The following is a 20694-nucleotide window of genomic DNA, read 5'->3' as shown; positions in this document are numbered from 1 at the left end:
TTCGCTGGCGTCACGAGCGGGCCGATAAGCCGGCTTCCGCGACTGCTCGGCCATCATCCGGAACTAACCGAGGATCTGCGCTGATTTTGCCGAACGTCAGTTCCAAGCGCTTCGGGCTTCGGCTATGGTTCCGGCAGAACACTGGAGGAGAATGACATGACCGCCCTTTTCGCTCGCCTTGTCGCCATGATCGGCGCGGCGATGATCCTGATGCGGCGCTGGGGAAAAAGCCCGGAGCGGCCGGCTCTCGGCGGCGCGCCGATCATTCCGGAAGCCCGGCCGCAGCGAATCCCGACGCTCAAGATGCCGACCGCCAAGGGTTGGGAGGACGGCCATGCACCGACCGCCGCCCCCGGCCTCAAGGCCAACGCCTTTGCGAAGGGCCTCAAGCATCCGCGCTGGATCTATGTGCTGCCGAATGGCGACGTGCTGACGGCCGAGGCGCTCGGCGTCGACGGCGGCCGGATCAGGACGCCGTTCGACTATGCCATGTATTCGACGATGAAGCGGGCAGCAGCCGTCGGCAACAGTCCGAACCGCATCACGCTGCTGCGCGACGCCGACGGCGACGGGGTGGCCGAGGTGCGTCACACCTTCATGGAAGGGCTAAACCACCCATTCGGCATGGCCATGCTCGACGGCACCTTCTATGTCGGCAATACCGACGGCATCATGGCCTTTCCCTATGCCGAGGGCGCGACGAAGATCCAGGCGCAGGGCCGCAAGATCGCCGACTACAAGCCGGCCGGTCACTGGACGCGCAGCATCCTGCCGAGCCGCGACGGCAAGAAGCTCTATGTCGGCGTCGGCTCGCTCAGCAATATCGGCGAAGACGTAATGGACCAGGAGGAAGGCCGCGCCTGCATCTATGAGGTGGACCTCGAGACCGAAACGCAGCGGATTTTCGCCGGCGGCCTGCGCAACCCCGTCGGCCTCGCGTTCGAGCCGACGACCGGCGACCTCTTTACCGTGGTCAACGAGCGCGACGGACTCGGCGATGAGACGCCGCCCGACTATCTCACCTCGGTCAAGGACGGCGGCTTCTACGGCTGGCCGTTCTGCTACTGGGGTCAGACGGTCGACGACCGCGTGCCGCAGGATCCGGCCAAAGTCGCGACCGCGATCCGTCCCGACTATGCGCTTGGCGGACACACGGCTTCGCTCGGCCTCTGCTGGCTGCCGGCCGGCACGCTGCCGGGCTTCCCGGACGGCATGGTGATCGGCCAGCATGGTTCGTGGAACCGCTCGAACCTTGCCGGCTACAAGGTGATCTTCGTGCCCTTCGAGAACGGCCGCCCGTCGGGCCCGCCGCGTGACATCCTCACCGACTTCCTGGCGCCGGACGAGAAATACTCCTACGGCCGCCCGGTCGGCGTGACCATCGGGCCGGACGGCTCACTGCTTATCGCCGACGATGTCGGCGACGTTATCTGGCGCGTGACCGGCGCCTGAGCGCAGAGAAAAATGTCAAAGCAGAACGCCCGGTCATGAGCCGGGCGTTTTCATTTCGGCCAGCACGGCTCTATGCCGTCAGCCGCAAGGCCCACCGAGCGAGTCCGCCCCATGCTTGACCAGCGGCGCCCAGAGCGCCTTGTCGCGCGCCGGATAGCGAAACTCGATGTGATGGAAAAGATCGCCGCCGCAGCCAGGCGGCTGTTCGACGCGCTGGTAGAGGATCTCTCCGCCACGAACCCCGGACAAAACGAACCAGCCATCCCCGGAGGGCGTGTAGGTCAGGTTCCAGCCTTCGCCCCGCAAGGTCTCCATCAGGAAGGCGCGGTAGGTGGCTATCCCGCCGCCGGTGAAATCAAGCGCGCCATAGACGGCGATTGTCCCGCCAGTCGGAGTGCTGAAACGCCGCCCGTCGCCGTTTTCCGGCGCGGGTTCGGGCGCGAAACTCGCCGGCACCTCAGCGTAGGTGCCGAAGCGAGGATTTTCATAGGCCCGCCATTCCGCCGCCTCGGCGCTCGCAGTCGTCATGACCGCCAGGCAGAAAGCTCCCTGCACTATCCTGCGCATGCGCTGATACTCCCATCTAGTTTTCCAGTTGGTGCGAAGTAACAAAGAGTACGTCGAGATCATGCAGCGCCCAATAGCGATCAGCCGCAAGCTCAAGCCGAGATTGCGAGATGCGCTTTGCGCCATCAAGGCAGGCAAAGACGAAATCGAGCGGCTCGCGGGCCTCGATCACCACCTTGAGGTTCATGAGCGGCCAGGGATCACGGCCTTTGACGCCCAGAACAAAGCCGACTTCGTCCGAAAAGGCGGTGTAGGTCTTGCCGTTTGTCCGGCCTTCATGCAGCTCCGCCAATGCCCGCTGATCGTCATCCGAGATGCAGAAGTCGCGCCGGGCGTCGCCTTCATCATCAAGATAGAGGCCAGCAGGCGGATCGAGGTTGTGGTCACTGTAGGGCTGATAGTCCTGCTCGATGACCGTGTCGCGCCCGGCAGCAAGCATCACGGTCCAGTAGAGTGTGGTCGATACCGTCCAGTTGGTCGCGAGATAGTCGTCATCCTGCCGCAGGAGGCCGAGTGCCCGGAAGTCGGCGCGCTGCCGCTGTGTCAAAGCGTTGAGGGCCGCAGCGGGTGCGGCCGGATCAAGCGGCGAGAGATAGGCCTCGAGCGGAATGCCGTGTTCGCGCAGGAGCTCGGTCCGGTCGAGCCCGAGCGCCAGCGCCCGCTGTTCTATCTCGAGCTTGACCGGCTTTCCGTCGACGGCGATGTGGGTTTCGAGGAAATCGGCCGTCGTGCCGATGGCAAAATCAATGCCGGAGTTGTCGCGCAGCGGCGCAATGTCCGGCAGCGGGAAGGCGACGACGACCGTCCGGTCGGTCGCCCCGTCATTGCGGACGACATATTTCAATCGAGCGCGGTCCGGCGATATGTAAATCTCCTGCGCTTTCAGCGAGACGTCGGGCGCCTCGCCGAAAAGCAGCCTGCCGGCGGCCATCCTGCGAGAGATCTCGCTGGCACCGGCCTCGGCGGTCAATAGCATCCCCGAGACCAGCGCGACGCAGCCGACCATCTGTTTGTGCCTCACCGCTCCCTCTCCCGCAGCGTCATCGCCCGGCCTCCATGACCGGTTCGTCAAGAAGACCACGCCGATACGGCCAAGGCCTTGACACACGTCAAATGCAGCGACACAGCGCAGTGGCGGGGTGCGTGCCGGGCCATCCGCGGCCGGGACCCTAAAATGGGCCGTACTTTTGGCCGAGCGAACGGTTAGGATGACCGGCACTGGCGGCCAAAAATCCCGCCCGCCCCACCGCGCCGAGGTTCCCATGCGTCAGACACCGATTTCGATCACCGCGCTTGCCACTGTCTTCATCCTCTTCGGATCGTCTTTGCCATCCCGCGCGCAAGGCTATGACGAGGCCTGCATGCAGGCCGTCGAAAAGCTCTGCGGCAGGACCCCCGTGATGCGTTGCTTTTCCGACGATGCCCAGTGGAGCAAGATCCAGGAGCGTTGTCACGGCGACGTGCAGAGCATGTTCGAGGCGGAAAACGATTCCGCCACCGCCGAAGGGGCCGCGCCCGTCGACGGCAAGGCCATCACCTCGATCGGGGATCTCTCCGCCCTCTCCTATGGCGGCATCCTGCGCTCCGGCCCAAGCATGGCTTCGAAGAAGAAGGCCAGCCTCAGGCCCGGCCAGCCGATCCGCCTGCTCGAGGCGACCGGCATCTGGACCGACGACTACCAGTGGTTCAAGGTCAAGACCACGTCCGGCACCGGTTACCATTGGGGCGGCATTTTCTGCACCGCGGGGGGAGCAAAGCCCGACGGTGTATTGTTCGACTGCGACGAGAACCCGCCGGGGAGTTTTTGAGCGACCAACAGGGCACTTGGGGGCCGACAGAGTCCGCGCTTCTCGACGGGTCCGCAGAATTGCATTCTCCGGATACCGCAACCAAAATACGAGATCGACAAGCGTGATAAACTAAAAGTTGACAATTCGAATGCCGCTGCCTATATGAAGCTTATCGAGATTTGCTTGCTGAGCTTTGGTTACCGCGCGTCTGGCACCGCGCCCTGAACGAACCTTCCTTTCAAAAATCGCTATTCCCATCCGCAGCGCATATGCGCTGTGGTCATTCAATATGCTAAGAAAGGGTTCATCATGACCACTGGCACAGTAAAATGGTTCAATTCCACCAAGGGTTTCGGCTTCATTCAGCCTGACGACGGCGGCCAGGACGCCTTCGTGCACATCTCTGCCGTCGAACGCGCCGGAATGCGCGAAATCGTCGAAGGCCAGAAGATCGGCTATGACATGGAGCGCGACAGCAAGTCGGGCAAGATGTCCGCCTGCAACCTGCAGGCCGTATAATCGGTAACGGCTTTCCTTTGACCACGGATGTACTGGCACTGTCGAAAGCCAAGTTACCAAGCGAGGTCAGGCAAATTGCCTGGCCTTTTTTTATGCTCTGCCGTTCGTCTGACCGTAGTCCGGGCCATTTTCACGGCCGGACGGGCATGGTCGAGCCGCAAGATCGGAGTGACCAATGACAACAGCGGAAAGCGAACTTCAGGCAACCACCACCGCTTGGCAAATCGCCATTCAGGAAATCCTGCGAATCGTCGTGCGCGATATCTACAGGACAGGCAGCGAGGAAGAGTTCAAGGCACATATCAAGCGAATTGAAGAGGCCGCTGTCGACAGCATCTATACCGGTTTGATGCTTCGCGGTACAAACGAATGGACAGAGGTTCTGGTCAAGGAAAAAGCCAGCAACTTCGTGACCAGCCTGTTGACGTCCTTCACCTTTGACCGCGCCTGACACAAGCGGTTTTGCCAAATCTGACGGCAGTGCTCAACGCACAACAGCATGCATGGCGATCGCGGCAGGACTACCGCACGACAGACCGCATTTTCTCCATTCGACGGAAAGCTGACCTATGAACGACCTTGCCAATATGCGGATCAAACCTTGAGCGGGTCCAACACGTCCTCGTCGCTGGAGCGGCTTGGCTGGTCAGATTTCTTTGCCGATCAAGTGAACCCGAGCGAGGCCAACCTTGCACCCAGACGCGTGGCCTCGGTTCACCGGGCCCGCCTGGAGGGGATCGATGCCCAGGGTCAGGCCGGGCTTGAGCTTGCGGCAAATGCCAATACCGCCGACTACGCCGTCGGTGACTGGGTCCTGGCCGATCCGCTCACCGACGTGGTCATGCGCCGTCTCGATCGAAAGACCCTGCTGCAACGGCATACGGAAGCCCGGAACGGGCAGCAACTGGCGGCCGCAAACGTCGACACCCTGTTCATCGCGACTTCGTGCAATGCGGACTTCAACCTGGCACGGCTGGAGCGCTACCTGATCATGGCACATCAGGCGGGAACCACGCCGGTCATCGTGCTGACCAAGGCGGACACGGCCCCTGATGCCGAGGACTATCATCGCCAGGCTATGGCCCTGAAGAAGGACTTGCCAGTCGTTGTCCTCAACGCGCGCTCAACGGATGCAGTCGAGATTTTGAAGCCCTGGTGCGGCATTGGGCAGACCGTGGCTCTGGTCGGATCTTCCGGGGTCGGAAAATCGACGCTGGTCAATACACTGGCCGGTTCCGGGAGCGATACGGCGCAGAAGACCGGCACGATCCGCGAACATGACGCGCAGGGTCGACACACGACGACGGCGCGCTCACTGCATCCCATAGCCGGGGGCGGATGGGTGATCGACACGCCGGGGATCAGGACGCTGTATGTGAGCGACGTGACCGACGGCATCGATATACTGTTCGGAGATATTTCCGATCTGGCGGAACGATGCCGGTTCCGCGACTGCACCCATGTCCATGAACCCGGCTGCGCCGTGCAGGCGGCGGTCGCCTCCGGCCAGCTCGACGCCGAGCGGTTGGGACGGTGGCGCGCACTGCTCGAGGAAAGCCGCAGCAGAACACCCGTGCAAACCGGCCCCCGCGGCAACAAGGTCGTGCGCCGGAATAAATACTGAACGGCCATTGTGAAACGGGATGCCGGCCCATCGAGCTAGGCACCAGCATCCATGGCGGCGCAGGAACATCTGCGCTCCTTTTCCTCTCACCCTTCCGATCTATGGAACCAACCTCGGTATCCCGCCGAGGCCAGCACAACAGGAGACGAGCATGTCCGACATCAAAGCGAGCAATTCAGCAACGAACCAGCCCTACGAGCCCATTCAGTTCGCCAAGAAACACCGCATCTCCGTCGAGGATGCAAAGGCCATCATCGAAAAGCACGGCGCGGACCGCAAGTCGGCCGACAAGGAAGGCCGACGCGTAAGCCTTTGACCAAGTCCTGGTGTCCATGGGCAGTCTGACTGTCCACGACCGCAGCCTGGGGCGCATACTGACGCGTTGTCGAGCATCCCTTGCTGCACCACGGCAATTTGGCGGACCGGCCAAGCCTCTGCCTTGGTTCTTGCCCCAAGGCTGTTTTGGACCAATACCCGCCTGCCAGCAATCCCGCATACCATCCAATGCCTGGCAGGCTGCCAACAGGAGCCACCCTCGCCTTCACGGCCAGGGATAGTCGGCGATCTTCACACCACTCGTTTTGAGGCGCTCGACGATCCGGCGACGGTAGGCGACGACATCGCTGACGGGCTCGGCCCGCCGCTTTTTCACCTCGGCTTCGGTGAACGGTTCGACCGTTTTTGGATCCCCCCATCTGTCGATCACGTAGTTGAGGACGGCGGCGATCTCGACGTCGGTAAGGCCCGTCGCCACGACGCCGGGCACATGGGCGATATAGGTCCGCCCCTCGTCATCACCGGCAAAGGCATCGATATAGCCGGGAAGCGCTGGAATACCGGCGCTCGGCAGGCCCGTCCCGTCCTGGTCGTGACAGCCGGAGCAGCGCAACAGATAGTTGAACTTGGCAGACCGGCCATCGGCCACCGCCGGCGCAACCGATGCCATGAGATAGCAGACGGCGACCAGAGCTTTCCACTGCTTCAACAACCGGTTCATCTCACTCTCCCTTGCGCGTGGCGCGCAATTCCTTGTGCGTCGGCGGTGTTTTGAGGGCCGCCTCAACCGTGGCCGTGCTGGGCCCGGCCGCCAGCCCATTCAGGTCCTTCAGCACATAGGCGGCGATCGCGGCCAGCGCGTCGGCACCATGCTCGGCCTGTGTCGGCATGACGAGCCCGATATAGTCGATGCCGTTCGCGGTGATCTTGCCGCTCATGCCGCCAGCCATGACACCGGCAATATAGAGCGGCGCCTTGTCGCCAAGGGTTTGCCAGAGCGCCGGATCGACCAGCGGCGGCGCAAGCCCCTCGATGCCGACCCCCTTGTCACCATGGCAAGCGGCGCAGATCGACGCAAACATAGCCTCCCCCGTCTCTTCGGCATATGAGGCCGACGGCAAGACGGACAGCAGAAGGGCGGCCGCGGCCGCCCGGTAATGCGGTTTATTCATCGGCAAGCCCGACGAGGACGGCGACCGTGCAGTGATAGCCCTTGTCGTCATTGGCCATGCACCAGTTGATGTCGTTGTAGAGGCCCATGCGGTAGCCTGGACGCTCACGTTCCGAGGTGAAGCAGAAGGTCGAACCGGTGACCGAGGCCTTGCCGCAGCAGTCGTTGTAGGAAACCAGGTAGTCCTTGCCGTCGTTGGGGTTGAGGCAGGTACCGACCCAAGACACTTTGGACGCGGAAGATCCGGGCGGGCAGGACGTCGTCGTGCCGCCGGAGGTATTGCAGAGATTGCCGTCGAGCGCGCAGTAGCGCCAGTATTCGCAGGCCGTCTCGTCTTCCCCTTCGGCGGCGAAGGCGCTGCCGGAGGTGCGGTCGAAGGGCAGGATCGGCAGCAGCGCTCCGCCGATCAGTGCGGCACCGGTCTTGGCCAGCAGGCTGCGGCGACCGTATTGACGGGCGGCCTGGCGGGTGCCCTGTTCGGCGGCCTTGTCGATCATGCGAAGCAGGCCATCAATGAGGTTGATCATCGTTTCTCTCCAGTGGGCTAGAAGATCAGGAATGCGCCGCCGCCGGCGCATTGAGGAAGGTCTGGATCGAGCTGACGCCCATTTCCGCGGCGTTGAACAGACTCTCGAGCTGTTCCCGGCTGTTGATCAGTCCCTTGGCGCGGACGATGCCCTCACCGTCGATCAGCACGGCGAACGGCAGGCGGGAGACGCGGTAGGTGATGCCCAGCTCGGGCGAAAGGGCGTAAGGAAAGTCCTCAAGTCCGGCTTTCTTGATAAAGGCCATGTGCTTGTCCAAGTCGCCGTCGCTAGCGAGCACGATGTCCAGCCACTTGCCCTCGCTGCTGCGCATGGATTGCAGTACCGGCAGCATCTTCTTGCAGATCGGGCAGGTGGTGGACAGGAAGAACACCAGCGTGCTGCGCTGACCGCGCGGACCAATGTAAATGGCCCCGCCATTGAGGCTGGCGAGCGTGAAATTCGGCGTCGCCTCGCCGATCTTGGGACCGGACTCGTTGACCAGCGCGCCGACGGGCGAAATACGCTCGAACAGGATGCCGATCTGACGCGCCAGGGCGAAGACCACACCCACCAGCACGAGGACCAGAACGAACAGGACGGCAACGGCGAAAATTAGAGCATTCATGGGCTTACTCGGCTTTCTGGTAGTTTTGTTCCGGCAGATCCGTCGACGCCCTAGAGCGACAGACGCATGTGCCCATCATTGGCCAGCAATTGCTCGATCACGTTGTAGACGAACCACGCCACCAGGCCGGCCGTGACCGCGACGGCGGCTTCAGCAAGCCCGAGCGGGCTGCCGCCGAAAACGGCCGGCAGGAGCGCGATCGCCGCCAGCAGGGCGTTGCGCAGCAGAAGGGCCTGCGACAGCCGCTGGGCCGCGCCGCCGCAGCCGCATTCGATCCGCGTGCGTCCCCTTGCGATGTTGACCGCCATGGCAAGCCCGTAGAGAGCCAGTAGGGCAACTGAAAGCACCGCGCCCGCACGCACCGTCGCCGGGTAGACCAGCAGGGCGACAGCCAGGAACTCCACGACGGCGAGCGCCTTTGCCGCCAGCTCGACAAGGGCCTCCGGCAGAAGCCGATAGTCAGCCACATAGCCGGAGAAGGTGCCGAAATCGGCGACCTTGTGCCAGGCGGCGCGCAGGAAGACGAGGACCGTGAAGGTCGTTGCCGCCGCCGCTGCCATTGCGGTGAAGGAGCTCTCCATCACTCACCCACGAAAACGAGCGGCGCGAAGGAACCCATTTCCTCCAGCTTGCCGGTCTGCTTGGCGGCGAACTTGGCCTCCGGATCGATGGCATAGCGCGTCAGGATGCCTTCGTCGTCGTTGAGGCCGAACAGTGTGGGTGTCTCGCCCTGAGTAACGGCGATCGACTTCACGCCCTCAACCGCCGAGCGGTAAAGGACTTTCTTGGCCTTCATGTCGACCGGCCAGATCTCGGTCGCCGCATCCTTGTGGCTGCCTTCCTTGGCATCCGGATGCATGGTGACGAACAGCACGTCGTTCGCCGCGTTATAGGCGATCACCTCGATACCGCCCGGCGCCCAGCCGCCCTCGACGCCCTCGGTGATCGAGAACTTGTCGACGAGCTTCGGCGCACCGTCCTTGTCGAAGATCGAGTAGACATTGCCGTTGAACGACATGAAGATCAGCTTGTCGCCGGCGCGCTCACCAACCACGTAGAGCGGGTCGGTGTCGGCATCGAAAATCTTCTCGCTCTTGAGCGGAGCCTCGAACTTGCCGTCAGCGGTAACCGTGAAGGTCTGAAGCGTGCCGTCGCCGCAGAGCGTCGAGAACTGGATGCCGGAAAGCGCCGGATGAATCGACCAGCAGCCCGGCGTCGGCACCTCGGCGATCTCCTTACCGGCGGTCAGATCGACAACGCTGACCGAAGTCGCCGGCGTGGCATTCTGGACGAAGGCATATTTCTCGTCGGCCGAGAGCGCCAGCAGGCTCTTCTGCGGCGCCACCTGCGCCATCTTCGGCGACACGATGATCTCGCGCTTGACCGACATGGTCTCGATATCGAACTCCTGCAACACGGCTTCCGTCGGGCCATAGGTGATGCGCTTGGCATAGGCCGAAGCCGTATAAGCGGTCTTCTTGTCCTTGGTCAGTACGAACTGGGTCACCAGACCGACGCTAAGGTTGCCCTTGCGATCCAGCTCGCCGGCACCGACAACGTTGATCCGGCTCGCCCCGGTCCAGCTCTGGTCGACAGCGAAGACGTTCGGACCGGGCTTGATCCGTTCCTCGACCGTGATCTTCTCGGGAACGAAATCCTCTTCGGCGAAGGCCTGGCCAATGGCGAGCGTACTGACCGCAGCGGCCAGACATGTTCTCAGAAACCGCATCGTTAAGTCTCCATTCGATTGCCGTTGAGCGACTCGTAGCGACTCGGCACGCCGCGATCTATCCACCCGCAATCTCATGAATGCCTATTTTTTATTCATTTTTAATTTTGCTCCTTTCTGTTGCAGACTTTCACATGGCATCCTATTATGTTGCAGTGCGAACGGCGGCCTAAGCTGCGAGGCGCGATCGACTGGGATTTCACCGACCATGTTCAACGAGACGGCCTTCACCGACGCATCGGAACAGGAGAAGTCACTGCCCGGCTGGGACCAGGAATACCGGCAACTGTCGCCAGGTCCGTTCGAGGGCAAGGTCACGATGCTCCAGTTTCCGGGATTGACCATCATTCGCGAGCGCATGAACGCCGCGGTGGAACAGCACTACACATCGCCGGACAGCAGCCTGATCTTCTTCGGCCAGTCGGCCGGATCAAGCAGCGCGCGCGTCGACGGACAGGTCTACGGCGGCAAGACAATCGGCTTCGGGCATCGCTGGCAGGAACAGCTTTCCGTGACAGGACCGATGAGCGACCATCTGATGGCCGTCGTCGAACTCTCCGATCTTCCCGAGCGGGCACCGGTCCGCACGGGCCTCCTGCACGGTCCGGCGGCCGCTCAGGCCGATGGCGTCTGTCAGTGGCTAAACACGCTTCTCGAACTTTACAACTCCGGAACTGACAGCCTGCCGGAACAACTCGACGGTCTGTTACCCGAGATGATCCGCGACCGGCTGTCTCTGTTGCAGGAAAGCACCGTACCCCAGCAACCGCAGGCGGACCCGCAGCACCAGGCGGACCTGCGCATCTATCGCCGCATGGAAGAATGGCTGAAGGACAATCCGCGCGAACCGATTTCTGTCACCGCCCTTTCGCGCGAACTGCACCTGCCGAGCCGCACGCTGCGCGCAGCCTGCCAGCGCATCATCGGTTACCGCCTCGACGACGTCTTGCTGATCCGCCGACTGAACTACGCCCGGCGCGACCTGATTGCCGCGCGAAACGCGCCTCGTCGCGTCTCCGACATCGCGCTGGACTGGGGCTTTTTTCACTGGGGCCGTTTCTCGACCCGCTATCGCGCCATGTTCGGGGAAACCCCGTCCCAGACCATGCAGGTGCGCTCCTGACCGTCAGGTGGCAACCGGATTATGAAGCCCCCGCGGCACCGCTTCCGGGCGCTTCAGCCCTCCTATTTCAAATAGCCGTACAGCCAGTCGCGGATATCCTCCGGCAGACCCACCGGGTCGCCGGTCTCGGGATCGGTCGACGCCCAAACCATCTCGACCTCGGCGGACAGCACATTGTCCTTCTCGATCGCCACATTGAAACCGATCGATTTGCCGCCGATCTTGTCGATGGTGACGGTGAGGCGGGCCGTGTCATCAAGGTGGAGCGGTTCGTGCAGGCGTATCTCGATCTTGCTGGCCTGGAAATGCGGCTCGTCCTCGAGCGGCGGGCGGTAGCGCCAGAAATGCGAGAGCGCGCTTTCGGCATAGGCGAGATAGGCGGAGTTATGCAGCTGGCCGTTCATGTCGATGTCGCGATAGGGGACACGAATGTCCGTCACCTCGACACGTTCTACGTCGTCCATGGAACTTCCTCCCCCTTTGCCAATTGCCCCTTCGCATTCAAGGGCATTTTCCAGGCAACCACAAGGCACGGTCAAAAATCGCCGCGCCGGGCGGCGGCGTCCCGCCGCCGGGCGTCTTCCCCGCTGTCCACAGGGCAAGGCGTCTGGTTTTGCCGTGGCCGGTGGAACATGACGGCCCGGCGCACTATGTTGGCCTCGACCTTCGAGGAGAACGAGCGATGACCACACGCCTCTACGAGAACGCCGTCTTTCTCGAGCACAATACACCCGCGGGCCATCCGGAACGGGCCGACCGGCTGCGCTCGCTCAACATCGCGCTGGAGCATCCGAATTTCTCAAGCCTTCAGCGCGTCGAGGCGCAGATCGCCAATGAAGACGCCGTGACGCTTGTTCATCCGGAGGAGCATCTCTTTGCCATCATGCGGCAAATTCCGGAGGAAGAAAACGAGATCAACCGGATCGAGACCGACACCTATGCCTCGCCGAAAAGCCTGCAGGCGGCGTTGACGGCGATCGGCGGGGCGATGGCCGCCGTCGACGCGGTAATGACCGGCGAGATTTCCAACGCCTTCATCGCCGGGCGCCCTCCGGGGCATCATGCGGAAAAATCGAAGGCCATGGGTTTTTGCCTATTCAACACGGTGGCGATCGCCGCGCGGCACGCGCAACGGAAATACGACGCCGAACGGGTGGCGATCGTCGACTGGGACGTGCATCACGGCAACGGCACACAAGACATCTTCTGGGATGATCCGTCCGTGCTGTTCTGCTCGACGCACCAGATGCCGCTTTATCCCGGTACCGGCGCCAAGGACGAGACGGGGATCAAAAACAATGTGGTCAACGCGCCCTTGTCGCCCAATGTCGGCTCGGAGCATTTTCGCGAGGCGTTCAAGAGCCGGGTCCTGCCGGCGCTCAACAATTTTTCGCCGGACCTCATCCTGATCTCGGCCGGGTTCGATGCGCATCACCGCGATCCCCTGGCGCAGATCAACCTCGTCGGCGAGGATTTCGACTGGGCGACGGGGCGGCTGATGGAAGTGGCCGACCGTTTTGCCCACAACCGGGTCGTCAGCATTCTCGAAGGCGGCTATGATCTCGAAGGCCTTGCCGAGTCGGCGGGCCTGCATATCATGAGACTGATGAAGGGTTGAGTATGACCGAAAGCGCCGTTTCCGCCGAAATTTCCGGCTATTCCTTCGAGAAGGCCGTGGCAGAGCTCGAGAGCATCGTGGCCCGGCTGGAGCGGGGGGACGTGGCGCTTGACGAGTCGATTTCCATCTACGAGCGCGGCGAACTGTTGAAAAAGCACTGCGAAACCCTGCTCAACGCCGCCGAAAGCCGGATTGAGAAAATCCGTCTGGACCGCGCCGGCAAGCCCGCCGGCACAGAGCCGCTCGATCCGCAATAACCGGCCAACGCGGGGCACCGCCGACCATGGATCCCATTGCAACGCTAATGCATCTCTCCGCCATCCACATACTGATGGCGATGCTTCCGGGTCCGAACACGGTTGTGGTCAGCTATTGCTCCGCCAGCCTCTCGCGCCGCTCAGGGCTCACCGCCGCGCTTGGCGTCGCCTCGGCCTCGCTGGTCTGGCTGACGCTCAGCCTTGCCGGCATCAGTGTGCTTCTCATGCAGGTGGGTGATCTCTTTCGCGTCGCGCGGCTCGCCGGCGCCCTCTATCTGGTCTATGTCGGCGTAAGGATGCTGCGCTCGCGCGGCGGATCGCTGGAGGCCTCTGGGCGACCGGTCTATCGTTCGCCCTTCATGGCCGGTGCGCTCACGACCCTCAGCAATCCCAAGTCGGCGATCTTCTGGACCAGCGTTTTCAGCGTCGTGCTGCCAAGCGAAGCGCCCGGCTGGTTCTACCTTGCCGTGGTGGCCCTGATCGGTGCCCAGGCGTTCCTTTGGTACAGCGCCGTCGCGCTTGTCTTCTCGGCCCCGTTCAGCCGCAAGCAATACGCCCGCGTCTCGACCGCGCTCAACCGCATCGCCGGCATCTTCATGGTGCTCTTCGGCCTGAAGATCGCCGATGAGCTGCGTCGCGAGATCGTCATCCGCGTCTGAACCGCTGGGGCGACCCGTTCCATACCGGCAGGGGATCGCTACAATCAAGAAAAGTAAAAATCATACTCTCGATTGACGCGGGCATGCCGCCTCCCCCATGATGGCTGCACTACGACATTGGTTTGGGAGGACCTCATGAAACAAACGAAACTCGCCACCATTCTTGCCAGCACGCTCGTGCTGTCCACCACGCTCGGCGCAACTTCGGCCAAGGCATCCGAATTCATCAACGTCCTGACCGGCGGCACGTCCGGGGTCTACTATCCGCTCGGTGCGGCGCTGTCGAAGATCTACGGCGAGAAGATCGAAGGGGTTCGCACCCAGGTCCAGGCCACCAAGGCCTCGGTCGAGAACCTCAACCTCTTGCAGCAGGGCAAGGGCGAAATCGGCTTCGCACTCGGCGACAGCGTCAAACTTGCCTGGGAAGGCAATGCCGACGCCGGCTTCAAGGCGCCGCTCGATAAGCTGCGGGGCATTGCCGCCATCTATCCCAATTACATCCAGATCGTCGCCGCCAAGGAAACGGGCATTACCAACCTCGCGGACCTGAAGGGCAAGAGCCTTTCGGTGGGCGCCGCCAAGTCCGGCACCGAACTCAACGCCCGGGCGATCTTCGCCGCCGCCGGCATGAGCTACGAGGATCTGACCAAGACCGAATATCTGCCGTTTGCCGAATCGGTCGAACTGATGAAGAACCGCCAGCTCGACGCGACCCTGCAATCGGCCGGTCTCGGCGTTTCCTCGATCAAGGACCTCGCGACCTCGGTGGCGATCCAGGTGGTTGCCGTGCCAGAAGACGTGGTGACCAAGCTTGGCGCGCCCTATATCCCCGCGACCATTCCGGCCGGCACCTATCAGGGCCAGGATGCCGACGTGCCGACAGTGGCCGTGGTCAACTTCCTGATCACCCATTCGGATGTCTCCGACGAGACCGCCTACCAGATGACCAAGCAGTTGTTCGAGAACCTGCCGGAAATGGAAGCCGCGCATAAGGCCGCCGCGCAGATCAAGCTCGAGAACGCCCTCAAGGGCATGCCGGTGCCGCTGCATCCGGGCGCCGAACGTTATTACAAGGAAAAGGGCATGCTTTAATGCCTGTTGCGGCCCGGCTTCGACCGGGCCGCTTCATTCCATGACCACATACGTCAATCGACATGCCCGGTGCGCGTCGCCGGTTTCAGGAGCGTTTCATGCTGCATGACACGGTCAAGCACGACATGCCGGCCGACAGCCGCGAACTTGGTCTGCACGATCCCCTCGCCGAGAGTTTTCCGCCCGGACGCGAAGGACGCTTCCTGTTTTATCTGGCGATCGTCTTTTCGCTGTTCCAAGTCGCCACGGCCGCCCATCTCATCGACTTTCCAAGCCAGGTCGTGCGCGCCGTCCACGTCGGCTTCGTCACCGCGCTGATCTTCCCGCTGCTGGCTCTTGCCCGCGGCTACGGATCGCTCGGCAAAGCCGTCGCCTGGGGACTGGCGCTGCTCGGCGTGGCCGTCGCCGGCTATCAATGGTTCGAATACTCGGCACTGCTGGTCAGGGCCGGCGATCCATTGCCGCTCGATCTGGCAATGGGTGTGCTCGCGCTGTTTACCGTTTTCGCCGCCGCCTGGTTCGCCATGGGACCAACTCTGCCGGTCATTTCCGGGCTTTTTCTGGCCTATTGCCTGTTCGGCGAATATCTGCCCGCGCCGTTCGACCACCGCGGCTATGATTTCGGCCAGGTCATCGAGCACATGACCTATGGCACCGAGGGGATCTACGGCATCCCGATCTATGTCTCCTCGACCTACATCTTCCTTTTCATCCTGTTCGGCGCCTTTCTCGAAAAGGCCGGCATGATCCGGCTGTTCACCGATATTTCGCTCGGTCTCGTCGGACACAAGCGCGGCGGCGCGGCGAAGGTGGCGATCATATCATCAGGCCTAATGGGCACGATCTCGGGCTCCGGCGTCGCCAATGTCGTGACCACCGGCCAGTTCACCATTCCGCTGATGAAGCGCTTCGGCTATCGCGCCGCCTTTGCCGGCGGGGTGGAGGCAACCTCGTCGATGGGCGGTCAGATCATGCCACCGGTCATGGGCGCAGTCGCCTTCATCATGGCCGAGACGCTCGGCGTCGAATACCACGAGATCGTCAAGGCGGCGCTCATTCCGGCGCTGCTCTATTTCGGCTCGGCCTTCTGGATGGTGCATCTCGAGGCCGGAAAACACGGGCTCCATGGCCTGCCGAAATCGGAGCTTCCCTCGCCGATGAAGGCCCTGGCCAGCCAGTGGTATCTGATCCTGCCACTGGCCGCGCTCGTCTGGCTGCTGTTCTCCGGCTACACGCCGCTGTTTGCCGGCACGGTCGGACTGGCCTTCACGCTTCTCCTCATCCTCGGCAGCTCGATCGCGTTCGGCCTGCCGTCCATGGTGGTGCGGGTCCTGTTCTGGATCGGCCTCGGCCTGCTTGCCGCATCCTTCTTCAAGTTCGGCATGGGCGTGGTTCTGGTCACCATCGCCGTACTGGTCGCCTGGAACGCCTTTTCCAAGGGTGGACGCGAAACGCTGCTCGTCTGCCGCGATTCGCTCGCCGAAGGCGCCAAGACCGCGCTGCCGGTGGCGATCGCCTGCGCCGTAGTCGGCGTGATCGTCGGAACGATGACGCTCACAGGGGCCGCCAATACCTTCGGCCAGTTCATCGTTTCGGTCGGTGGAACGAGCCTCTTCCTGTCGCTGGTGCTGACGATGATCACCTGCATCGTGCTCGGCATGGGCATTCCGACGATCCCGAACTATATCATCACCTCGTCGATCGCCGGCCCGGCATTGCTCCAGCTTGGCGTCCCGCTGATCGTCTCCCACATGTTCGTCTTCTATTTCGGCATCCTTGCCGACCTGACGCCGCCGGTGGCGCTCGCCTGCTTTGCCGCAGCCCCGATCGCCAAGGAAAGCGGACTGAAAATCTCGATCGAAGCGATCAAGGTCGCCGCGGCCGGATTCGTCATCCCGTTCATGGCGGTCTATACGCCGGCGCTGATGCTGCAAGACGGCGGAGCTCTGGCCCAATCGATCGGCTTTCCAGCGGCCGTCGCCTACATCGTCTTCAAGACCGCCGTGTCGATCGGCCTGTGGGGCGCGGCCGTGATCGGCTTCCTCAGCGTGCGGCTCGGCATCCTGGAAAGGGCGCTTGCCGTGCTCGCCGCCTTCACACTGGTTGCCGCCCTGCCTATGACGGATGAGATCGGCTTCGGTCTGGCGATCCTTTTTGTGCTGGTGATCTGGCGTCGGTCGACTGCCGCCAGACGGGCCGCGACGACCTCCGGCGGAACGGCATGACCACGTCCGTCTGCATCGTCGCGGGCGCCAAGGCGATGAGCTTTGCGGTTTCGTTGTTCTCGCTCGCCTGGACCCATTCGGTGCAGAAGACGGAATGGCAGGAGGATTGGACCGTGACACCGGCCGGTCTCCAGCTGATGGCGGCCCGCGTCAAGGGCTCCGGCGCCGGCATGGATCCGGGCGACGGCGCCGTCCTCAAGGACGGTTGGTGGGAATGGCAACCGGCCAATCCGCCGGTCAGCGACCTGCGTCTTGCCGCTTCTGGCATGACCGGCGGCGGCTGGCATTTCTGCCACGCCGGCGGCTGTGCCGAACTGGGCGCCAAGGCTGGCGAGGACGTCGTGATCCGCCCGTGTCCGGATGGCGAGACGCTCAAGCAAGGCTAGCGGCAACGACACACTGTCGCCTGGATGGCATCTTCAGCCCCTGACGGGTTGTGCTAGGATACAGACCTCTTCTCCAGCGAGGATTGGATCCCATGTCCTTCTTTCCCGGCAACGACCCTCTTCCCGGCGACGCCTTTGCCAGCGATGCGATCGAGCAGTTGATCATCCCTCGCTCCAGCGACATCGGCGGCTTTGCGGTCAGACGCGCCTTACCCACTGTCAGACGGCGGTTGGTCGGACCGTTCATCTTCTTCGACCGCATGGGCCCGGCCTTGCTGCGCGCCGGCGAGGCACTCGACGTCAAGCCGCATCCGCATATCGGCCTTTCAACCGTCACCTACCTGTTCGACGGCGAGATCAAGCATCGTGACAGCCTGGGCACCGAACTGGTCATCGAACCGGGCGACATCAACCTGATGACCGCCGGGCGCGGGATCGTTCATTCCGAACGCACGCCTGAAAAACTGCGCGGCAAGCCGCATTCGGTGTCCGGCTTGCAGACCTGGCTGGCGCTCCCCGACGAGCGCGAGGAGATAGACCCGGCCTTTGCCCATACGGAAAAGAGCGCCATGCCGCCGTTCGATGCGGATGGTGCTAGCGGCCGGGTGGTAATCGGCTCGATGGCCGGGCTCTCCTCTCCAGTCAAGGTCTTCTCCGATACGCTCTATGTCGACGTCACCCTTCAGCCGGGCGGTCGCTTCCACTTCGAGGCAGAGCAGGAGGAACGCGCGGCCTATCTGCTTTCCGGCGAAATCGAGATTTCCGGCGATCGTTTCGCTCCCGACCAGTTGCTGGTCTTTCGCCCCGGTGATGCGCTGACGCTCGTCGGCGGTCCACAAGGCGCGCATGTGATGCTGTTCGGCGGTGCGGCGCTTTCCTCCAGGCGGCATATCTGGTGGAACTTCGTCTCCTCCTCCAAGGAACGCATCGAGCAAGCCAAGGAAGAGTGGAGAACCGGTCGCTTTGACATCGTCCCCGGCGACGAAGAGGAGTTTGTGCCTTTGCCACCAGGCATTTGAACTCTATATAGGAAGAGGCCCACCGCCCCGCACACGAGCTTTCGCCTCAACGGTAAAATCTCTATAAGGCGAGCGACACGCCGAAAGACGACAACGACAAGAGGCACGAGCCCCGTGACATCCCAGCCCCAGACACCCTTGCTGGACAAGGTCCGCTATCCCGCAGACCTGCGCGAGCTCGAAGACCGTGACCTGCCGCAACTGGCGCACGAAGTGCGCGACGAGATGATCGACGCGGTGTCGAAGACCGGCGGGCATCTGGGCGCGGGGCTTGGCGTCGTCGAACTGACCATTGCCATCCACAAGGTGTTCGATACGCCGAACGACCGGCTGATCTTCGACGTCGGCCACCAGTGCTATCCACACAAGATCCTGACCGGCCGGCGCGACCGCATCCGCACGCTACGGCAGGAAGGCGGTCTTTCCGGCTTCACCAAGCGCGCGGAAAGTGTCTACGATCCCTTCGGCGCCGCGCATTCCTCGACCTCGATCTCGGCCGGCCTCGGCATGGCGGTTGCCGCCGATCTTTCCGGCAGCGACCGCAAGGTGATCGCCGTGATCGGCGACGGCGCGATGTCGGCGGGCATGGCCTATGAGGCGCTCAACAATGCCGGCGCGCTCGACGCGCGCCTGATCGTCATCCTCAACGACAACGATATGTCGATCGCTCCGCCGACCGGGGCGATGAGCGCCTATCTGGCGCGCCTCGCCTCCGGCCGCACCTATATGGGCTTCCGCGACCTCGGCAAGAAGCTGACGGCCTATCTCGGCAAGAACATCGATCGCGCGATTACCCGGGCCGTCGGGCATGCGCGGGGCTATGTGACCGGCGGCACGATGTTCGAGGAAATGGGTTTCTACCATATCGGCCCGATCGACGGGCACTCCTTCGAGCACCTGCTGCCGGTGCTGCGCAATGTGCGTGACAATGGCCAGGGGCCGGTGCTGATCCATGTGGTGACGCAGAAGGGCAAGGGCTACGCCCCGGCCGAAGCCGCCGCCGACAAGTATCATGGCGTCAACAAGTTCGACGTCATCACCGGAACACAGGCCAAGGCCAAGCCGAATGCGCCGAGCTATACCGCCGTGTTCGGCGAGGCGTTGGTGCAGGAAGCGACACTCGATGAGAAGATCGTCGGCATCACCGCCGCCATGCCATCCGGCACAGGGCTCGACAAGCTTGCCGAGATCTTCCCCAAGCGCACCTTCGATGTCGGTATTGCCGAACAGCATGCCGTGACCTTCGCGGCCGGCCTTGCCGCCGAAGGATTCAAGCCGTTCTGCGCGCTCTATTCGACATTCCTGCAGCGCGGCTACGATCAAGTCGTCCACGACGTGGCGATCCAGGGCCTGCCGGTGCGCTTCCCGATCGACCGTGCCGGTTTCGTCGGCGCGGACGGCCCGACCCATGCCGGTTCGTTCGACACCGGCTTCCTTGCCTCCCTGCCCGGCTTCGTCGTCATGGCGGCCGCCGACGAGGCGGAACTGAAGCATATGGTGCGCACCGCCGCCGCCTATAATGAAGGGCCAATCTCGTTTCGCTACCCGCGCGGCGAAGGGGTCGGCGTGCAACTGCCCGAACGCGGCGAGATCCTTGAGATCGGTAAGGGCCGCGTGATGAAGCAAGGCACCAAGGTCGCGCTATTGTCCTTCGGCACCCGCCTTGCCGACTGCCTGCTCGCCGCCGAAGACCTCGATGCGTCGGGCCTGTCGACCACGGTTGCCGATGCACGCTTCGCCAAGCCGCTCGACCATGACCTGATCCGCCAATTGGCGCGAGAACACGCGGTTCTGGTCACGGTGGAGGAAGGTGCTGTGGGCGGCTTTGGCAGTCAGGTCATGCAGTTTCTTGCAATGGAAGGTCTTATGGACAATGGCCTGAAGGTTCGCCCGCTGGTTCTGCCGGACCTCTGGATGGAGCAGGCCAAACCGGAAGTGATGTATGCCAAGGCCGGCCTCGACGCCGCGGGCATTGTCTCGACCGTGTTCAAGGCGCTTGGCCAGAGCGGCGTCGGGGTGAATGCCGCAGGGTAAC

The 20694-nt window shown here is 62.8% G+C and carries 24 protein-coding genes; 15 read left to right on the top strand and 9 right to left on the bottom strand.

The window, feature by feature from the left end; all coding sequences use genetic code 11:
* Window positions 1-156 precede the first annotated feature (156 nt).
* Window positions 157-1452, top strand: coding sequence for a PQQ-dependent sugar dehydrogenase (locus tag RNA01_RS05315; RefSeq protein ID WP_147178934.1), 1296 nt, complete (start codon window positions 157-159; stop codon window positions 1450-1452).
* A 78-nt stretch (window positions 1453-1530) separates the two neighbouring features.
* Here the strand turns inward: RNA01_RS05315 and RNA01_RS05310 are convergent, their stop codons facing one another.
* Together RNA01_RS05310 and RNA01_RS05305 are read right to left on the bottom strand one after the other, a co-directional pair.
* Window positions 1531-2019 (bottom strand): hypothetical protein, encoded by a 489-nt coding sequence (locus RNA01_RS05310; RefSeq protein ID WP_147178933.1) that lies wholly within the window; start codon window positions 2017-2019, stop codon window positions 1531-1533.
* Window positions 2020-2035: 16 nt separating this feature from the next.
* Window positions 2036-3040 (bottom strand): DUF4424 family protein, encoded by a 1005-nt coding sequence (locus tag RNA01_RS05305; protein WP_170253366.1) that lies wholly within the window; start codon window positions 3038-3040, stop codon window positions 2036-2038.
* A 241-nt stretch (window positions 3041-3281) separates the two neighbouring features.
* Here RNA01_RS05305 and RNA01_RS05300 point away from each other — a divergent pair, with 241 nt between their 5' ends.
* The 5 genes from RNA01_RS05300 to RNA01_RS23630 all read left to right on the top strand — a co-directional run bounded on the left by RNA01_RS05300 (window position 3282) and on the right by RNA01_RS23630 (window position 6268).
* The gene (locus RNA01_RS05300) at window positions 3282-3827 is read left to right on the top strand and encodes an SH3 domain-containing protein (RefSeq protein WP_147178931.1); all 546 of its coding nucleotides are present in this window, start codon (window positions 3282-3284) and stop codon (window positions 3825-3827) included.
* A 291-nt stretch (window positions 3828-4118) separates the two neighbouring features.
* Window positions 4119-4328, top strand: a complete 210-nt coding sequence (locus RNA01_RS05295) for a cold-shock protein (protein WP_028736877.1) — start codon at window positions 4119-4121, stop codon at window positions 4326-4328.
* Between the two features lie 175 nt (window positions 4329-4503).
* Complete coding sequence (locus RNA01_RS05290; RefSeq protein ID WP_147178930.1) at window positions 4504-4779, top strand: hypothetical protein; 276 nt, start codon at window positions 4504-4506, stop codon at window positions 4777-4779.
* A gap of 150 nt (window positions 4780-4929) precedes the next feature.
* Window positions 4930-5952 (top strand): ribosome small subunit-dependent GTPase A, encoded by a 1023-nt coding sequence (gene rsgA / locus RNA01_RS05285; protein WP_235916430.1) that lies wholly within the window; start codon window positions 4930-4932, stop codon window positions 5950-5952.
* Window positions 5953-6103: 151 nt separating this feature from the next.
* Entirely contained in the window at window positions 6104-6268 is a 165-nt protein-coding gene (locus RNA01_RS23630) for a hypothetical protein (RefSeq protein ID WP_170253365.1), read from the top strand.
* Window positions 6269-6493: 225 nt separating this feature from the next.
* Here the strand turns inward: RNA01_RS23630 and RNA01_RS05280 are convergent, their stop codons facing one another.
* Genes RNA01_RS05280 through RNA01_RS05255 form a run of 6 tightly spaced genes read right to left on the bottom strand, consistent with a single transcriptional unit; the run spans window position 6494 to window position 10280 of the window.
* A complete protein-coding gene (locus tag RNA01_RS05280; RefSeq protein ID WP_147178928.1) occupies window positions 6494-6949 on the bottom strand; it encodes a c-type cytochrome in 456 nt (151 codons plus the stop codon).
* 1 nt (window position 6950) lies between these two features.
* Window positions 6951-7400, bottom strand: a complete 450-nt coding sequence (locus RNA01_RS05275) for a c-type cytochrome (protein ID WP_170253364.1) — start codon at window positions 7398-7400, stop codon at window positions 6951-6953.
* Complete coding sequence (locus RNA01_RS05270) at window positions 7393-7926, bottom strand: methylamine dehydrogenase light chain (protein ID WP_147178926.1); 534 nt, start codon at window positions 7924-7926, stop codon at window positions 7393-7395. Before RNA01_RS05270 ends, RNA01_RS05275 begins: the two co-directional genes overlap by 8 nt.
* A 25-nt stretch (window positions 7927-7951) precedes the next feature.
* On the bottom strand, window positions 7952-8551 hold the full coding sequence (locus RNA01_RS05265; RefSeq protein WP_147178925.1) for a redoxin domain-containing protein: 600 nt from the start codon (window positions 8549-8551) through the stop codon (window positions 7952-7954).
* Between the two features lie 50 nt (window positions 8552-8601).
* The gene (locus tag RNA01_RS05260) at window positions 8602-9132 is read right to left on the bottom strand and encodes a MauE/DoxX family redox-associated membrane protein (RefSeq protein ID WP_147178924.1); all 531 of its coding nucleotides are present in this window, start codon (window positions 9130-9132) and stop codon (window positions 8602-8604) included.
* A complete protein-coding gene (locus RNA01_RS05255; RefSeq protein ID WP_170253363.1) occupies window positions 9132-10280 on the bottom strand; it encodes an amine dehydrogenase large subunit in 1149 nt (382 codons plus the stop codon). The genes RNA01_RS05260 and RNA01_RS05255 overlap by 1 nt, the downstream gene beginning before the upstream one ends.
* Window positions 10281-10488: 208 nt before the next feature.
* Between RNA01_RS05255 and RNA01_RS05250 the strand changes: the two genes are divergently transcribed.
* Window positions 10489-11403, top strand: a complete 915-nt coding sequence (locus RNA01_RS05250) for a helix-turn-helix domain-containing protein (protein WP_170253362.1) — start codon at window positions 10489-10491, stop codon at window positions 11401-11403.
* Between the two features lie 62 nt (window positions 11404-11465).
* Here the strand turns inward: RNA01_RS05250 and RNA01_RS05245 are convergent, their stop codons facing one another.
* A complete protein-coding gene (locus tag RNA01_RS05245) occupies window positions 11466-11867 on the bottom strand; it encodes an acyl-CoA thioesterase (RefSeq protein ID WP_147178921.1) in 402 nt (133 codons plus the stop codon).
* A 218-nt stretch (window positions 11868-12085) separates the two neighbouring features.
* Between RNA01_RS05245 and RNA01_RS05240 the strand changes: the two genes are divergently transcribed.
* From RNA01_RS05240 to dxs, 8 genes are all read left to right on the top strand, one after another.
* Window positions 12086-13021: a histone deacetylase family protein gene (locus RNA01_RS05240; RefSeq protein WP_147178920.1), complete on the top strand. Its 936-nt coding sequence runs from the start codon at window positions 12086-12088 to the stop codon at window positions 13019-13021.
* A gap of 2 nt (window positions 13022-13023) precedes the next feature.
* Window positions 13024-13278: an exodeoxyribonuclease VII small subunit gene (locus RNA01_RS05235; RefSeq protein ID WP_147178919.1), complete on the top strand. Its 255-nt coding sequence runs from the start codon at window positions 13024-13026 to the stop codon at window positions 13276-13278.
* A gap of 26 nt (window positions 13279-13304) precedes the next feature.
* Complete coding sequence (locus RNA01_RS05230) at window positions 13305-13937, top strand: LysE family translocator (RefSeq protein WP_147178918.1); 633 nt, start codon at window positions 13305-13307, stop codon at window positions 13935-13937.
* Window positions 13938-14072: 135 nt separating this feature from the next.
* The gene (locus RNA01_RS05225; protein WP_147178917.1) at window positions 14073-15029 is read left to right on the top strand and encodes a TAXI family TRAP transporter solute-binding subunit; all 957 of its coding nucleotides are present in this window, start codon (window positions 14073-14075) and stop codon (window positions 15027-15029) included.
* Window positions 15030-15127: 98 nt separating this feature from the next.
* Complete coding sequence (locus RNA01_RS05220; protein WP_147178916.1) at window positions 15128-17254, top strand: TRAP transporter permease; 2127 nt, start codon at window positions 15128-15130, stop codon at window positions 17252-17254.
* Window positions 17251-17640 carry a DUF1850 domain-containing protein gene (locus tag RNA01_RS05215; protein WP_147178915.1) on the top strand — a complete coding sequence of 130 codons (390 nt, stop codon included), beginning with the start codon at window positions 17251-17253 and terminating at the stop codon, window positions 17638-17640. The genes RNA01_RS05220 and RNA01_RS05215 overlap by 4 nt, the downstream gene beginning before the upstream one ends.
* A gap of 92 nt (window positions 17641-17732) precedes the next feature.
* The gene (locus RNA01_RS05210) at window positions 17733-18659 is read left to right on the top strand and encodes a pirin family protein (protein ID WP_147178914.1); all 927 of its coding nucleotides are present in this window, start codon (window positions 17733-17735) and stop codon (window positions 18657-18659) included.
* A gap of 114 nt (window positions 18660-18773) precedes the next feature.
* Window positions 18774-20693, top strand: coding sequence for a 1-deoxy-D-xylulose-5-phosphate synthase (gene dxs / locus RNA01_RS05205; protein WP_147178913.1), 1920 nt, complete (start codon window positions 18774-18776; stop codon window positions 20691-20693).
* Window position 20694 lies beyond the last annotated feature (1 nt).

This window comes from Paenirhizobium naphthalenivorans (genome assembly GCF_007992095.1).
In the GTDB taxonomy this organism is placed as follows: Bacteria; Pseudomonadota; Alphaproteobacteria; order Rhizobiales; family Rhizobiaceae; genus Allorhizobium; species Allorhizobium naphthalenivorans.
This window is presented reverse-complemented; position numbering and strand designations above follow the sequence as displayed.